Below are 14,376 nucleotides of genomic sequence, written 5' to 3'. Positions count from 1 at the left end.
CACAGCGTCCGCTCGTACTCCTGCGCCACCCGAGGCCACAGCCTTCCCCCGCTCAGCTGCTGCGGATCCACACCGTCATCTCGCCCGGCGTGCGGTTGCTCCAGGCGAAGTACGGCACCGCCTGCAGCGGCACGGCCGTCCGGTCGTACTCCTGCGTCGTGTAAAGCACACCCGCGCCCTCGGGAGGAACCACGCTGCGCGTACCCATGCCCCGCAGGACGGTGACGCCGCCGAGCAGCCCCGCGTCGAACTCGGCCTCGAACTCCGCATCGCGCTCCACGACGATGTCCTGCAGGTTCGGCCCGTTGTCGGCCTCCTCGAGGCAGTAGACCACCGGACCGCGCTGGAGAGCGATCCGTCCGGCAGCCGCCCGCACGTTCGGATGGGCCCGGACGATCTCCACCGGCATGTCAAACGACAGCTCGATCCGGTCGCCGTCACTCCAGGTCCGGGTGATCCGCACGTAGCCCTTTTCGAGCTGGCCGGTATCCGTCCCCGCCCCGTTGACGGTCACCGCCGCCTTGCGGCACCAGCCCGGGATCCGTACGCATACCGTGAACTCCGCCGGCTGGGCCAGCCCGATCTCCAGCGCCGCCTGGCCGTTCCACGGATACTCCGTAGTCTGCGTCAGCGTAACCGGCTGCCCGCCCAGCACCACCTCCGCCCGGCTGCCCGCATACAGGTGCACGTGCAGCTCCCTCTGCTCCTCGTTCACGGAGTAGATGTACTGCCCGAGGGAGGCGATCAGCCTGGCAATATTCGGCGGGCAGCAGGCGCAGCCGAACCAGGGCTGCCGGGTGCCTTTGACCGTGCGCATGTCATCCCGGAAGTTCGCGGTGTCCGGCCATACTTCGAGCGGATTGACGTAAAAGTAGCTTTTGCCGTCGAGCGAGATCCCGCTCAGCACCCCGTTGTACAGCGCGAGCTCCATGACGTCGGCGTACCGGCGGTCCTGCTCCATCTGCAGCATCCGCTGGGCCCAGAACATGAGCCCGATCGCCGCGCAGGTCTCCGTATACGCCCGGTCGTTCGGCAGGTCGTACGGCACGGTGAACCGCTCCTCATAAGCCGAGGAGCCGATGCCGCCCGTGACGTACATTTTACGCTCGACGACATCGTTCCACAGCTCACGGCACGCCTCTCGCAGCCCCGCGTCCCGGTACTGCATCGCCAGGTCCGCCATGGCGCTGTACAGGTAGACGGCACGGACCGAATGCCCTTCCGCCGTCTTCTGATCCCTTACGGGCAGGTGCGCCTGGAAATAGTCGTAGCCCCGCTTGCGCTTCCGGGCCGCACCGCCGTCCCCCTGCGCCGCCGCCCGCTCCTGATCCTCCGTATCGAAGAAATGCGGAAGTTGGCCGCGCTCCTCGACGAAGTATCGGCTGAGCTCGAGATATGCACGGTTGCCCGACGCCTGATACAGCTTCACCAGCGCCAGCTCCACCTCCGGGTGGCCGTCGTAGCCCCGCTTCTGCCCCGGCTCCCTGCCGAACACTTCGCCGATATAATCGGCATACCGGCACATGATGTCGAGCAGCTTGCGCTTGCCGGTCGCGTCGTAGTAAGCCACGGCCGCCTCCATCAGGTGGCCGGCACAATAGAGCTCATGGTTGTCGCGCAGGTTCGTCCAGCGCGCCCCCGGCTCCTTCACCGTGTAGTACGTGTTGAGATAGCCGTCCGGCCCCTGGGCCCGCTCCAGCAGGTCGATCACGTCGTCGGCGATCTTCTCGAGCTCGGGGCTGCGCTCCTTCGACAAGGCAAAACCCACGGTCTCCAGCCACTTGCCGAGGTCGCTGTCCTGGAACACCATCCCGTAGTAATCGCCCGCCGCCTCTCCTGCGGCCAGACGGAAGTTCTCGATCGTGTGGCTCGGCTCCGCCCCGGGAATCGCATCATTAAGGGCATCCCATTGGTAAGGGATGACGGTGTCGATCACATTGCGCTCCCTCGCCGACCAGAACGGGTCCTGAATCGTGACCTGACGGAGCGGGACGGGGGTAAGGGTCTTGCCAAGCCTGTTTTCGATGGTAGACATTGCGGCATACTCTCCTTTGGATGGTATATAGGCTCCCTCAGGGTTCCCCCAAGGTTCACTCGAGGTTCACTCGAGGTTCACTCCAGGTTCCCCTTGGGGTTCACTCCAGGCTAACTCGATTTTACTCGCCCTTCAGGCCCGACAGCGTGACTCCCTTAATGAAGAAATCCTGGGCGAGCAGGAAAATGACGATCAGCGGCAGAATGCAGATCACCGTGCCGGCCATGAGCACCGGCCAGTCCGTCGAGTACATCCCCTGCATGGAAGCCAGTCCGAGCGGCAGCGTCATCAGGTCAACGGAATTGATGTACACGAGCGGAGCGATAAAATCATTCCACGTCCCCATGAACACGAACACGCCGAGCGTGGCCATGGCCGGTTTGGAGAGCGGGATGAAGATGCGCCAATAGATGCCGAAGGGGGTGCAGCCGTCGATCTTGGCGGCGTCTTCGAGCGATTCCGGGATCGTCACGAAGAACTGGCGCAGCAGAAAGGTGCCGAAGGCGGAGACAAGGGCCGGCAGGATCAGCGCCCAATGCGTGTCGACAAGGTTGTAGGAGCGCATCACGATGAAATTCGGGATCATCGTCACCTGGGCGGGCACCATCATCGTGGCCAGGTAGAGGCCGAAGAGCAGATCACGGCCGCGAAAGCGCAGGCGGGCGAAGACGAAGCCGGCCATGGAGCTCGTCACGAGCTGGGCGGCGACGACGATCAGGGTGATTTTTACTGAGTTGAAAAAATACGTATCAAACGGAAACCGCTCGGAGATGCGCAGGTAGTTGCCCCACTGGAGCTCGGCGCCGAAAGGCTTCGGCGGGAACACGAACACTTCGCTGAGCTGCTTGAGCGAGGTGCTGACCGTCCAGAGGAACGGCAGGATCATCGTAACGGCGCCGGCCAGCAGCACCAGGTGGGCGGCGGCTCTCAAAGCTGCGTGATTTTTCATCGTCTCATCCTCCGTAGGCCCCCCATTTTTTCTGACGCCAGAGCTGGAACAGCGTGATCAGGAACACCATGAAGAACAGCACGTAGGCCATAGCGCTCGCATACCCCATATTGAAGTATTTGAAGGCGTTCTCATACAGGTAATGAACGATCACGGACGTCGACCGCGCGGGTCCGCCCTGCGTCATCAGGAAGACGGTATCGAAGACCTGGAAGGAGCCGATGAACGACATGACCGTCACGAAAAAGGTGGTCGGCGACAGCAGCGGTACCGTCACATACCAGAACTTCTGGTGCCACCGCGCCCCGTCCAGCTCCGCCGCCTCATAATAGCTGTCGGCAATCCCCTGCAGGCCCGCCAGGAAGATCAGCATGTTGAACCCGACATTCTTCCATACGCTCGTGAGGATCACGGCCGGCATCGCCCAGACCGTACTTGTGAGCCAGTTCGGTCCCTTGATCCCGATGAGGCTGAGCGCGTAATTCAGCAGCCCGTACTCGGGGTTGTAGATGAACTGCCAGACGACGGCCACCGCCACCATCGAGGAGACGACAGGCAGGAAGTACGCCGCCCGGTAGAACTTCTTGAACGCAATCCCCTGGTCCAGCGCTACGGCGAGGAACAGCGAGCAGACGATGCCGACCGGCACGGATACCCCTGCAAAATAAATCGTGTTCCAGAATACTTTGATGAACGTCTCGTCCTTGAGCAGTGCCGCATAATTCTCGAAGCCCACCCACCGGATCGGCGATAGCATATCCCACGACGTAAAGCTGAGCAGGAAGGATGCAATTACAGGGATCAGGGTAAAAGCAAGGAACCCGATGATATTGGGCAGCAGAAGCAGGATGGCCCACGTGCCGTCCTTATGAAACCATCTTTTGACCGCCGAAGCGGCTCCCCCCGGTTTCTCCGTGTGCAGGGAAGCGGCTCCGGATTTGCCCAGACGGCCCTCAGCATTCATACAGCATCACCTCCGTGTACAAGAAGCGCATAGCAGATGCGGATGCTTCCTGCGGTTTATTTGGCCAGCTCCACATTGGACCGGCTCTCGATATTCTTGAGCGTATCGGCGACACTCTGCCCGGAGTACCACAGTTTGTCCGTCTCCTCCGTGATGATGTCGTTGACTTTATTCTGAGTGATGAGCGGGAACGGGAAGGCGCGTGCTTCCTTGAAATAAGGCACCAGGCTCTGGAAGCCTTCCGGATGGACGGAAGCGTTATACCACTTCTTCACGCCCTCCTCGGTATACAGCGACTTGCGGTTGGGCATCCACAGCCCTTCCTTGATGTTGTCGATCTGGTATTCCTCGGAGGAGAGGAACTTCACGAGCTCCCAGGCCTCCTTCGGATGCTTCGTCTTGGCTGCAGCGGCGTGGACATGCGCCTGGCCGTGGGTTACCGCCTCCTTGAACTTCGGCAGGGCGGCTACGCCGACCGGGAAGCCCATCGTCGCCAGCTCCTGCAGCGCCCACGAGCCGTCGACCGCCATCGCCACCTTGCCCGTCTGCAGCATCTGGTTCGCCTTCATGCCGATGCTCTCGAGCGTCTTGGCCGTCGGGGCCGCCCCGTGCTTGACACGCAGGTCGTAGATGCTCTGCAGCACCTCCTGCGCCTCCGGCGTATTGATAGCCATCTTCGTGACGTCGGAACTGAAGAGCTGGCCTCCGTTCGAAAGAATTTGGGCTGAGGTCATATAGAAATTCTCAAGCCCGAAGGCCCCGTACTGGACGACCTTGTCGCCCTCCTTGACCGTCAGCTTCTTGGCCGCATCCAGGAACTCCTCCCAGGTCCACGCCTTGGCCGGATCGCTCGGCGGGTACGGAACTTTCGCCTTGTCAAAAACGGCCTTGTTATAATACAGTACAGGGGAAACGGTGCAGGAGCTGACCCCGTAGATTTTGCCGCCAATGTCCATGATCTGGGCCGAGGAAGGAATGAAGTCATCGAGCGACATGTCCGCCTTGAACATCGAGGTGAGATCCAGCAGCACATCGCGTTTCTGGAAAGCGCGGTAATCGGTTGAACCGAGGAAGAACACGTCGGGCGCCGCCCCGCCGGCCAGCATCGTCAGCAGCTTCTGGGAATACTGGGTGTTCGGAACGGGCTGGTACTCCACCTTGATGTTCGGATGCTTGGCCATGAATGCTTCGAGGCCCTTCTTGACCGACTTCGTCTCGAGCGGGCTGGCCTCCCACCCCATGAACTTCAGGGTAACGACGCCTCCGGCAGTCCCTCCGCCCTTATCGCCGGCACTTCCGGGACCACCAGCGGGGCTCCCTCCGCCGGAGCAGGCGGCCGTAAATACCGAGCACAGCAGTACGGTCGAAACGGTATGCAGCTTTCTCATCTCTGACCCTCCTAAATCAATCTGGGTTACGGGAATCACCAAGCGTTACGTGAACAAGAACCGCTGCAGGAAGCAGGCATCGGCTGCCGCCTTCCGGTTCACCTGCGCTTTGAACCGGCGGCTGTAACCCCATCTTAGCAGGGGGCGGCCCTCTTGTAAGTAGCCGGGGGACCACATTAGGTGGACAAAAGTGACTTTAATGTAAGCGTTGTCAATATGCGACAAAGGTAGACAAGCTTTCTGATGTTTCAAGAGAAAGGAGTGACCTCCCCGATGCACTATTTCAAAACCGGAATTGAACGGCCGGTCGAATTCCTCTCCTGCGGGCTGTTCGTCTCGGATGTTCCGTGGACCCATGCGAACCGGATCGTCGATTCGTTCGAGATTATTATCGGCGTGAGCAAGCGCCTCTACATCGCCCAAGGGGGCACCCGGTATGAGGTGAAGCCGGGCGAGGTCCTGCTGCTCCCGCCGGGGCAGATCCATGAGGGCTACCGGGAATGCGAAGAGGGCATCTCCTTTTACTGGTTTCATTTTCTCCCCGCCGGCCCGTACGAACTGCTCGATGAATCGGCTCTCTCCGAGGAGCTCGCCCACTTGAACGACCCCGACTTCTGCCGGACCTTCTCCCAGGTCTGCTTCCCGCTTTACTATACTAACCCGAGGATCGAACGGGTGAACATCCTGTTCCAGCAGCTGCAGCATATCGCCAGCTCCAATTACTATACGCGGTCAGCCGCGCACTACCTGTCGACCTCCTTGCTTATTGAGCTCTCCGAGCAGATGATCTCGGATTATTACAGCTCCAGCCGGATGACGCAGGGGGACAAAAGCATCAGTGAGATTATCGAGTGGATCCGCATCCACATGCGGGAGAACATCTCGGTCACCGACGTGGCCGACAAGTTCGCGTACAACAAGAACTACCTCTCCCGCTTTTTCAAGAAAAAAACCGGCTACAACCTGCAGGAATACATCCACCTGCTCAAGATCTCCAAGGCCAAGGACCTGCTTACCCGCAGCACCCGGAGCATCAAGGTCATCGCCGAGGGGGTCGGTTTCCAGGACGAGAAGTACTTCATGCGCCTCTTCAAAAAGTACGAGAATATGACGCCGACCGAATACCGGGAGGCCTATTACCGCGTGCATATGAATAACCATTAGCGCGGCGCTGCAGGTGGACGATTCCGCACATTCACTGGACGAATTGGAGGGGGTGTGGGGCTACGCTTCCATTTTGTATGGAATCATACAATCATTTCGTGTCATCCCATACAGAAATGCCGCCGGCTTCCGTGCGATAATGTGTTCATCAAGCGGAGCGGAACAGCCGCCAGCCCCTCCCCCGAGATAAACGCCTACTTAGCGAGCTATACTTTCTGCTAATGAACGAAGATTCCATCTTTAAACCACGACAGATTCCCTTTATCCCCGGCACCAGCCGCCCCGCAGCACCCCCTCACAATAGAAAGGATGATTAATCATGTACTCTCCCTATGCCGCTCCTTCCGCTGCCGATCACTTCGGACAGCTTCAAACCTTCCTTGCCCGCACGCTGGCCCCGGATGCGGCCGCCCGCACCCAGAGCGAACTGGTCCGCTTCGCAGAGTCGCTCCGCATCGATGAGGAAGCGTCCCATATGCTCCCCTACCTGTTCGCCAAAGCGCTCGTCAAGCGCCTCGATCCGGCCAGCCATGAGCAGATGAATCTGTATTTTAAGCAGTACGATGTCCCGCAGATCACCCTGTTCAACCTGCTCGCCTCCAAGTTCCCGCTGATGAATGATGTGACCCGGCTGGCGAACGCCATGCTTCTGCAGGCCATGGAGACAGGGCAGCATGTCCGGCTGCTGGAGATCGGCATCGGAACCGGACGCCAGATCGTCGGCCTGCTGCACCAGCTGAAGGAGCTCGGCAAATCCCCCGCTTCCTTCACGATCCACGCCATCGAGCCGAACTTCAGCTGCCTGCAGGAAGCGATGGATAACGTGGGCAAGGCCGCCGAAGGACTGGACTTCCCCGTCATCTTCCATCCTATCCATGCGGAGATCGAACAGCTGACGGATGCCGATTGGCAGCGTCTTATCCCCCGGCAGCCCGGGCTGCTCGTGAATGCGTCCTTTGCCCTGCACCACATTCGCTGGATCCGGCTGGGCCTGGAGAACAAAGACGAGGTTCTCCGGCAGATCCGTCTCCTGAATCCATCGCTGGTCGTCCTCTGCGAGCCGGACTCCGATCATCATCACCCGCAGATCGAGCAGCGGATGCGCAACTGCTGGAACCATTTCAGCGCGTTGTTCGAGCTCATCGATTCCGTGCAGCTGCCCGTGGAGCATTCGCGCGGACTGAAGCTCTTCTTCGGAAGAGAGATCGAAGATATTCTCTCCGCCCCCGAGACGCTTCGCTGTGAGCGCCATGAAGCGACGGTGAACTGGATTGCCAGGCTGTCCGAGGCCGGTTTTCAGCCGTGTCCGGCTCTGCAGCCGCCGGAGGCCGGTTCGCTTCCGGACGTCGGGATCACCTCCGGTGCATGGCACGTCGGCTTCGGCAGCCGGGCGTTGAACCTGATCTCAGTGCTCTGCGCCGTGAGTTGATACCCCCAGGATCGCGTAACGATCCAACAAACGAACGAGCAGACCTCCGCGGCCTGCTCGTTGCTGTACCCAAGGATTACCGTTTCCGTTTAATCCCAATGCATAACAAAAAAACGCAGCCCCCACGGGAGCAGCGCTCAAGTTTCCGTTCCTCTTTTATCCTTCGTTGATCAGCACGCCTTGATTTCTGGTTTTCATCTCTTTGTTCGAGTTCGGGATGAGCGGCAGCATTCTTATGCTGCTGACCATGGCAGAGCGGCAGAGATGGCACGTTGGCGCCTGCTCGAACGTGAAGTTGTCACGGGTCCATCCTTTGCAGCCCGCATCGGAGCAGGTCCAAACCTTGGTTTCGGCATGAGGCAGGTCCTCGATCGGAATTCGCTTGTTGTACATGGTGTACCTCCCCTTCTCTATAATAAAATAAAAAGCCGCTCCCAACACAGGTTAAGAGCAGCTTATCGATTCCACGGATCGGATCTTAGGAATTAGTATACTTTAACAACGTTCTCCGCTTGCGGTCCGCGGTTGCCTTGAACCACGTTGAACTCCACGCGCTGGCCTTCGTCGAGGGATTTGAAGCCTTCACCCTGGATCGCGGAGAAATGAACGAATACGTCATTTCCGCCTTCTCTTTCGATAAAGCCGAAGCCCTTCTCTGCGTTAAACCATTTCACTGTTCCTGTTTCCATGTACAATTTCCTCCTTAAGATAAACCCATATATAATGGTGTTCGCATTTCGCACAAACAAAAACAAAAAATCACATATGGAAAAGGATCCATCCGACAAATGAGAACCTTTTCCATATGTGACTTTAAGGTTTAAATTTGCTTGTAAAACAATAATAGCACAGCCTGCCATAAAAAGCAAATCACGTTTCCCCGGACTCCACTGTGTCCGGAACGTGACTTGCTTTTCTCCGGCGGAATTCACCCCGCCCAAGCATACACCCGGTCTTCGTTGGACCGCTCGAGAAGCCGGCACCGCCCGCTGCGGACGAGCTCGTCATCGATGTACAGGCACACCTGCATATACAGATTGACCGGCTTGCCCGTCGAGGACCGCGAGCCGTCCCCGCGGTGCTTCTGGATGAGCACCTCGCACATCACGCGGACGCTGCCGACCCCCTCGCTCAGCAGCTCGATTACGACAGGCTTCAGCCGTTCCGGCAGAGTGAGCGGATTCGCGCCCCGATCCGGGCCTGCACCTGCAGCCGAGGATGCCGGATGCGCTGCAGCGGCTGCGGCCGGAGCGGCCTCGCCCCCGAAGAGGTCGAACGCCAGCTGCCATTCCTCTTCCGGCTCGGCCGGCGGCGGTGCTGCGGCGGTCTCCGCTGCGGGAGCATCCCGGACCGCAGACCTGCGGCGGTGCTGCAGCTCCAGGGGCTCCAGCAGCTGGCGGATCTTGGATTTCAGGCGGGCCAGCTGCTTGTCGAGCAGCGGGAGCCCCAGGTCCAGATGCGCCTGAATATCCGCCGGGAGCTTGAGGCCGTCGGGCACGGCGACCTGGCTCTCGAGCGTCCAGCCGCTGTGGACCTTGGACAGCAGTTCATCGCGCTCCGCATCCAGCACCTCGAAGCCCTTCAGGATTGCTGCGACGGTCTTCGCATCCATCCCCAGGTGCTGCTTCAAGTGCTCAATCCCGAAGTGGAGCACCTGTCCGGTCACCTTGTGCTGCACGCGGTGCTGGTAGCGGAGCGGACGGCCGCACAGGCACGAATGCTCCGCAGAAATCCGGCCGGCATCCGTATAGCCGGTGTACACCCAATCCTCCAGGAGGTGCTCGATCTCCTCATAGGTCGCTTCATTCGGAATGACGGCTCCCTTGGTCCGGGCCAAGGTCATGGCGAACGCCGTCCGCCTTCCCCGTAGCATGCCCTCACTGAGGAACTGGCGCTGCTCGGGGCTTAAGGATGCATAGACCGCATCCCGCTGTTCTACTGTGATGTCATAAGTGCTCATACCCCATCTCCTTTCAGACGGATAGTCCTCCGTATTCCATGCCTCTATAAGATCCCCGGAAGCCTGCTACCGCCGCTCGCCGACCAGCCAGGTCTTGGCCTCCTCCGGGTCACTGAAGAACCGGAGCGGCAGTGCCGAGACGCCTTCCGTGCGCTTCAGCCTTCCTGCCAGCTTCCACTTCACGGCGATAGAACAGCCGGCAATGGCCAGCTTGGCGATGTGCGGACTCATCCGGCCGACGCTCGCGGTGAACTCGTCAAGGACGCGGTCCGGCAGGTCCGTTTGATATAAATCCACCCAGATCTCCAGCCGCCGCCGGCTTTCCGCCACGAACGCCTCCTCTAACTTCATCAGCGACAGCAGGCCGTCATGGTCCGAGTAGAAGCTGCCGTACTTCAGGCAGTGAATCTCCCCGCCTTTATAGTAATAAGGAAACAGGGAGCCGCCGGGTGATTTGATGCTGTACACGGTCATCATCCTCCTGCCAAGGTCAGTGGTCAGACTGGTCATTATATCCCGGTGTCCTCTGCCTGCCCCCGCGGTCTCCTGTCCCTCAGGATATAGCCCGGTTCTATTTCCAGTTCTACAAATCCCGCCATATTCCTGCTGCCCGGCGTCTCGATCCCGCAGCCGCTGCCCACAAGGAGGATATTCCGCAGCCCGGACGCCTCCGCAGCGTCCCGGTCCGGCAGATAGAACGCCCTGGCATACGGAAACACCTCCCGGAGGGTGGTATAGACCGGACCGATGCGCTTGTCCCCCGCAGGCCTGCCCATGAGATTCAGGATGACGGCCCCGCGGGGCCGGAGCTTCTCCCGTACCGCAGCGAAGAATTCCAGAGTGGTCAAATGCGGCGGTGTTCCCTCCTTCGTGAACGCATCGAGCACGATATAATCCAGCGAACCGGACACCTGCTGTTCCAGCACCTTCCGTCCGTCGCCGACGATCACGTTATCCCCGGCATATCCGAAAAACGCACGGCTCAGCTCCACCACCTTGTCGTCAAGCTCCGCTGTAACGAACCGCTTCTCCGGGTAATGGGCCGCCAGCGTCCCGATGCCGTGACCGATGATGAACACGTCCCGGAACGCCGGGCTGCCGTGTTCCATCAGCGCCATGATCGCCCTCGGGTATTCCAGCACGATCCGCTCCGGCCGTCTCAGGTCCACGGCCCCTTGAACGGCGTCTTCCCCGAACTGCAGGAACCGGAACCGTCCCGTCTCGCCGTATAGCTGGGCCGCCTCATAGACGGCAATCTCGCTGTACTTGCTGATTTCCTTGGCCAACAGATGCAGCTCGCCCCTCTCCTTCCGTCTTCATGCCTGAACAATCGCATTCCCCTATTATAACAGCATCCGGAGGGATGTTCCGAGTAAAAAAGGGCGGCAGACGAAACCCGCAGGCAGCGTCCGTTCCAAGGCACGCCAAACAGCCGGCGGTCCCGCATAGGGCAGGATGCCGGCTGTTTATTCATCACAACAGACTCAGCATAAGGCGGGCTGAAATGCGGAGGCCTTTATTCAAAACGGCCCAGTCGCGGCTCCCGCGCGGCGTCTATCTCTCCTCCTGCTGCCAAATATCCGCATACTCCTTATGCCTGCGGAACTGCGCGTGGGCATACGAGCACGCCGGCACGATCTTTTTGCCGGTCTCCCGCGCATGCTCCACCACCCGCCGCACGAGATCCTCCGCTACCTTTTGTCCCCGCAGCTCCGGAGCCACATACGTATGATCAAGTACCAGGGTATCCGGTCCCACCGGTGCGAACGTCACTTCGGCCAGCACCTCGCCGTTGTCCCGCAAGTAGAATCCGTTTCCTTCCCGTACCGTTTCTCTCATGGCAAGAATCCTCTCTTTCCCTTCGTTCTCTTCCTGCTGCCCATGAAGGCATACTACCTATATATAACCACAAAAGGGCCGGACATACTCATCCCCTATACTCATCACCTTCCTCTCCACACTTCATCCCTCCGCCGAAAACTGCCGCCCTGCTACACCGAACTTTTGCGCTGACGCTCCTCCAGGAGTACACTAGAGACAGACTACGATCGTACGGGGGAACCTAACAGGCATGGACGAACGGGACTGGACCATACTGCATCTGCTCCACGAACACAAGAACATCACCAAGACCGCGCAGCTCCTCTATCTGTCGCAGCCGGCCCTGACCAAACGGCTGATGCACATCGAGCAGGAGTTCGGGGTCAAAATCGTCAACCGGGGCATCCGCGGCGTCCACTTCACGCCTCAGGGCGAATATTTGGCGAAGCGGGCGGAGGAGCTGCTGGCGGCCTTCCGGGAGATCCGGGAGAACGTGACGAATCTGAACCAGGACATTGCCGGGACGCTGCGGCTTGGCGTTTCGAATTATTTCGGCAAGTATGAACTGCCTCCCCTGCTGAAGCTGTTCCGCGAGCAGTACCCGCGCGTGGATTACCAGCTCGAGACCGCGTTCAGCAAGGATGTCTTCACGATGGTGTACAACCACGACATTCACATCGGATTCGTGCGGGGGGACTACAGCTGGCCCGGGGAGAAACGTCTTCTGTTCCGGGAAAAGGTATGGATCGTCTCCAAGGACGAGATCGATCTCGAGGGTCTGCCGCAGGCGCCGCGCATCGATTACTTCACTGATCCGCTCTTCAAGACGATGATCGACCGGTGGTGGGCCGACCACTACACGAAGGCCGCGTCGGTCGCCATGAAGGTGGACCGGGCCGACACCTGCCGCGAGATGGTGAAGAACGGGCTCGGGTACAGCTTCCTGCCCACGAGATTCCTGAAGGACATGGGCGACGTCCATACCGCCGAGATGAAGGACAAGAACGGGGAACCGCTCATCCGTGAGACCTGGATGTTCTACCATCCGGAGGCCCGGGAGAACCGCGTGGTGAATGCATTCGTCGAGTTCATTGAGCATACCGACCTGGAGGATATGGAGCTGAGCCAGGATTGACCTCATGCGGGCTGACCTTCCTGATCCTTGCACAAAAACGGCTCCCGTCATGAGACGGAAGCCGTTTTTTGTTCGGGTTTGGACTTCATCAGCAGCGCGCCCCCGATCAGGAAGACGCCGCTGACGTAGAAGACGGAGACGAGGCCGACCCACGTGCCGACCACGCCGAAGAAGAGCGGCGCCACGAGCTGGGACAGCCGGTTGGTCGCCAGGCGCAGCCCCAGCACCTCGCCGGTCTTGTTCTTCGGCGAGGCGTTGTACGTCGTCGACATCGACAGCGGCTGGCCGCAGCCAAGCCCGATGCCCATCAGCACGCTGGTCAGCAGCAGCAGATAGACGCTCGAAGCGTATGGAATCAGCACAAACGCGAGTCCGGCCGTGAGGATCGACCCGAGCAGCACCCGCTCGCGTCCGAGCAGCTTCGTCAGCGCGGGCAGAAAGAAGCGGACGAACACCATCGCGAGGCCCTGCAGGGCGATGATCCAGCCGATGCTCGACTCGGAGATCCCGAGCCGGGACCCGTACAGCGGGAAGTAGGCGACGAAGATGTCCCGCGAGTAGAGTACGAGAGCGCTGGTCATGAGCGCGTTGCGCAGCAGAGGAAGCCGCAACAGCCCGAGGGCGGACGGCCCGGAGGCCTCCTCCTCCGGCGTTTCCCCGCCAGCCTCCGCTGCCTTGCTGCCGCCTCGCTTCAGGACGGGAATGTACCGGGCCACCCCGAGCGGGAGCACACAGCAGATCATGGCGATCAGGAACACCGCCGAATACGAGACATGCTCTGCAAGATAGCCCTGCGCCACCGGGCCGATGAACCCCGCCAGGGCCACGCTCATGCTCAGCATGCTGAAGTAGGCGTCCCGCTGGTCCTTGGTCTTCGCGGCATGGCCCAGCACGTTCTGCAGGCAGATCGCGATGAAGACATGCGACACGCCGACCGCCAGCTGCGAGACATACAGCGCCCACAGCGACGGGAACAGGAACGGCATCGCCATCCCGGCGGCGCAGCCCACGCTGCCGAGCAGGATGGGGATGCGGTCCCCGACCCGGTCGGCCAGCTTGCCTGCATGGATGGCGAGCAGCAGCGGCAGCAGCGCGTACGACGAGGTCAGGGCCCCGATCTGCAGCGTGCCGGCCCCGAGTCCCGAGGCGAACAAGGTGATTACCGGCCTTGACATGTTGAGCATCATCTGGAATCCGAACATAATCAGCAGTGCATTGCGAAGCACCGTTTTATCGCTGTGATCGCCGCTGAGCGGCGATGCTTTGAGCAGCAGATTTCCTTTCATCCGGCAGCATCTCCCCACGTTCTCTCTCTGAAGCTATAGAGTAAGCTTACACCGGAAGAGCCGATCTATAAAATTCCGCCTGGGCATCCCGGGGCATAACCAAAACGAATACCGCCCCGTTCAGCTCACCTTTTCCCCGCCCTGATGTTTCGGCGCCCAGGCTACCGGGTAATAGAAGGTAGTGGGAAGTGGTAATTATAATCAAGCAGGAGGAAAAGATAGGTCACTATGCTTTCCGAAAGGTT

At 60.0% G+C, this 14,376-nt stretch carries 14 protein-coding genes; 3 read left to right on the top strand and 11 right to left on the bottom strand.

What is annotated here, in order from left to right:
* Nucleotides 1–52: 52 nt before the first annotated feature.
* The 4 genes from PM3016_RS12840 to PM3016_RS12825 form a co-directional block, all read right to left on the bottom strand.
* A complete protein-coding gene (locus tag PM3016_RS12840) occupies nucleotides 53–2,035 on the bottom strand; it encodes a glycoside hydrolase family 127 protein (RefSeq protein WP_013916019.1) in 1,983 nt (660 codons plus the stop codon).
* Nucleotides 2,036–2,156: 121 nt separating this feature from the next.
* Nucleotides 2,157–2,984: a carbohydrate ABC transporter permease gene (locus PM3016_RS12835; RefSeq protein WP_013916018.1), complete on the bottom strand. Its 828-nt coding sequence runs from the start codon at nucleotides 2,982–2,984 to the stop codon at nucleotides 2,157–2,159.
* A gap of 4 nt (nucleotides 2,985–2,988) precedes the next feature.
* Nucleotides 2,989–3,948, bottom strand: coding sequence for a carbohydrate ABC transporter permease (locus PM3016_RS12830; RefSeq protein WP_014369761.1), 960 nt, complete (start codon nucleotides 3,946–3,948; stop codon nucleotides 2,989–2,991).
* A 56-nt stretch (nucleotides 3,949–4,004) separates the two neighbouring features.
* Nucleotides 4,005–5,336: an ABC transporter substrate-binding protein gene (locus tag PM3016_RS12825; RefSeq protein WP_014369760.1), complete on the bottom strand. Its 1,332-nt coding sequence runs from the start codon at nucleotides 5,334–5,336 to the stop codon at nucleotides 4,005–4,007.
* A gap of 273 nt (nucleotides 5,337–5,609) precedes the next feature.
* Here PM3016_RS12825 and PM3016_RS12815 point away from each other — a divergent pair, with 273 nt between their 5' ends.
* Nucleotides 5,610–6,500, top strand: a complete 891-nt coding sequence (locus tag PM3016_RS12815; RefSeq protein ID WP_014369759.1) for an AraC family transcriptional regulator — start codon at nucleotides 5,610–5,612, stop codon at nucleotides 6,498–6,500.
* Between the two features lie 319 nt (nucleotides 6,501–6,819).
* Nucleotides 6,820–7,929: a GRAS family protein gene (locus PM3016_RS12810; RefSeq protein ID WP_014369758.1), complete on the top strand. Its 1,110-nt coding sequence runs from the start codon at nucleotides 6,820–6,822 to the stop codon at nucleotides 7,927–7,929.
* Between the two features lie 156 nt (nucleotides 7,930–8,085).
* Here PM3016_RS12810 and PM3016_RS12805 read toward each other — a convergent pair whose 3' ends face one another.
* The 6 genes from PM3016_RS12805 to PM3016_RS12780 form a co-directional block, all read right to left on the bottom strand.
* Nucleotides 8,086–8,322, bottom strand: a complete 237-nt coding sequence (locus tag PM3016_RS12805; RefSeq protein WP_013916012.1) for a cold-shock protein — start codon at nucleotides 8,320–8,322, stop codon at nucleotides 8,086–8,088.
* A 92-nt stretch (nucleotides 8,323–8,414) separates the two neighbouring features.
* Nucleotides 8,415–8,618 (bottom strand): cold-shock protein, encoded by a 204-nt coding sequence (locus PM3016_RS12800; RefSeq protein ID WP_013916011.1) that lies wholly within the window; start codon nucleotides 8,616–8,618, stop codon nucleotides 8,415–8,417.
* Between the two features lie 239 nt (nucleotides 8,619–8,857).
* Entirely contained in the window at nucleotides 8,858–9,889 is a 1,032-nt protein-coding gene (locus tag PM3016_RS12795) for a hypothetical protein (RefSeq protein ID WP_013916010.1), read from the bottom strand.
* A gap of 66 nt (nucleotides 9,890–9,955) precedes the next feature.
* Nucleotides 9,956–10,363 (bottom strand): hypothetical protein, encoded by a 408-nt coding sequence (locus tag PM3016_RS12790; protein ID WP_013916009.1) that lies wholly within the window; start codon nucleotides 10,361–10,363, stop codon nucleotides 9,956–9,958.
* Nucleotides 10,364–10,398: 35 nt separating this feature from the next.
* Nucleotides 10,399–11,175: a spermidine synthase gene (locus PM3016_RS12785; RefSeq protein ID WP_013916008.1), complete on the bottom strand. Its 777-nt coding sequence runs from the start codon at nucleotides 11,173–11,175 to the stop codon at nucleotides 10,399–10,401.
* Between the two features lie 268 nt (nucleotides 11,176–11,443).
* Nucleotides 11,444–11,728 (bottom strand): GNAT family N-acetyltransferase, encoded by a 285-nt coding sequence (locus PM3016_RS12780; RefSeq protein ID WP_013916007.1) that lies wholly within the window; start codon nucleotides 11,726–11,728, stop codon nucleotides 11,444–11,446.
* A gap of 232 nt (nucleotides 11,729–11,960) precedes the next feature.
* On the opposite strand from PM3016_RS12780, the gene PM3016_RS12775 reads away from it, so the two are divergent.
* Entirely contained in the window at nucleotides 11,961–12,845 is an 885-nt protein-coding gene (locus PM3016_RS12775) for a LysR family transcriptional regulator (protein WP_014369756.1), read from the top strand.
* Nucleotides 12,846–12,892: 47 nt separating this feature from the next.
* Here PM3016_RS12775 and PM3016_RS12770 read toward each other — a convergent pair whose 3' ends face one another.
* Nucleotides 12,893–14,131, bottom strand: coding sequence for an MFS transporter (locus PM3016_RS12770; RefSeq protein WP_014369755.1), 1,239 nt, complete (start codon nucleotides 14,129–14,131; stop codon nucleotides 12,893–12,895).
* Nucleotides 14,132–14,376 lie beyond the last annotated feature (245 nt).

This window comes from Paenibacillus mucilaginosus 3016, assembly GCF_000250655.1.
Lineage (GTDB): Bacteria > Bacillota > Bacilli > Paenibacillales > NBRC-103111 > Paenibacillus_G > Paenibacillus_G mucilaginosus.
Note: the sequence above shows the minus strand (reverse complement) of the source record. Positions and strands in the feature narration are given on the sequence as shown.

Coding starts and splice junctions, on each gene's coding strand:
- PM3016_RS12780 (WP_013916007.1), bottom strand. CDS start 11,728: ATGAGAGAAACGGTACGGGAAGGAAACGGATTCTACTTGCGGGACAAC.
- PM3016_RS12790 (WP_013916009.1), bottom strand. CDS start 10,363: ATGACCGTGTACAGCATCAAATCACCCGGCGGCTCCCTGTTTCCTTAT.
- PM3016_RS12795 (WP_013916010.1), bottom strand. CDS start 9,889: ATGAGCACTTATGACATCACAGTAGAACAGCGGGATGCGGTCTATGCA.
- PM3016_RS12830 (WP_014369761.1), bottom strand. CDS start 3,948: ATGAATGCTGAGGGCCGTCTGGGCAAATCCGGAGCCGCTTCCCTGCAC.
- PM3016_RS12770 (WP_014369755.1), bottom strand. CDS start 14,131: ATGAAAGGAAATCTGCTGCTCAAAGCATCGCCGCTCAGCGGCGATCAC.
- PM3016_RS12840 (WP_013916019.1), bottom strand. CDS start 2,035: ATGTCTACCATCGAAAACAGGCTTGGCAAGACCCTTACCCCCGTCCCG.
- PM3016_RS12815 (WP_014369759.1), top strand. CDS start 5,610: ATGCACTATTTCAAAACCGGAATTGAACGGCCGGTCGAATTCCTCTCC.
- PM3016_RS12825 (WP_014369760.1), bottom strand. CDS start 5,336: ATGAGAAAGCTGCATACCGTTTCGACCGTACTGCTGTGCTCGGTATTT.
- PM3016_RS12835 (WP_013916018.1), bottom strand. CDS start 2,984: ATGAAAAATCACGCAGCTTTGAGAGCCGCCGCCCACCTGGTGCTGCTG.
- PM3016_RS12800 (WP_013916011.1), bottom strand. CDS start 8,618: ATGGAAACAGGAACAGTGAAATGGTTTAACGCAGAGAAGGGCTTCGGC.
- PM3016_RS12810 (WP_014369758.1), top strand. CDS start 6,820: ATGTACTCTCCCTATGCCGCTCCTTCCGCTGCCGATCACTTCGGACAG.
- PM3016_RS12805 (WP_013916012.1), bottom strand. CDS start 8,322: ATGTACAACAAGCGAATTCCGATCGAGGACCTGCCTCATGCCGAAACC.
- PM3016_RS12775 (WP_014369756.1), top strand. CDS start 11,961: ATGGACGAACGGGACTGGACCATACTGCATCTGCTCCACGAACACAAG.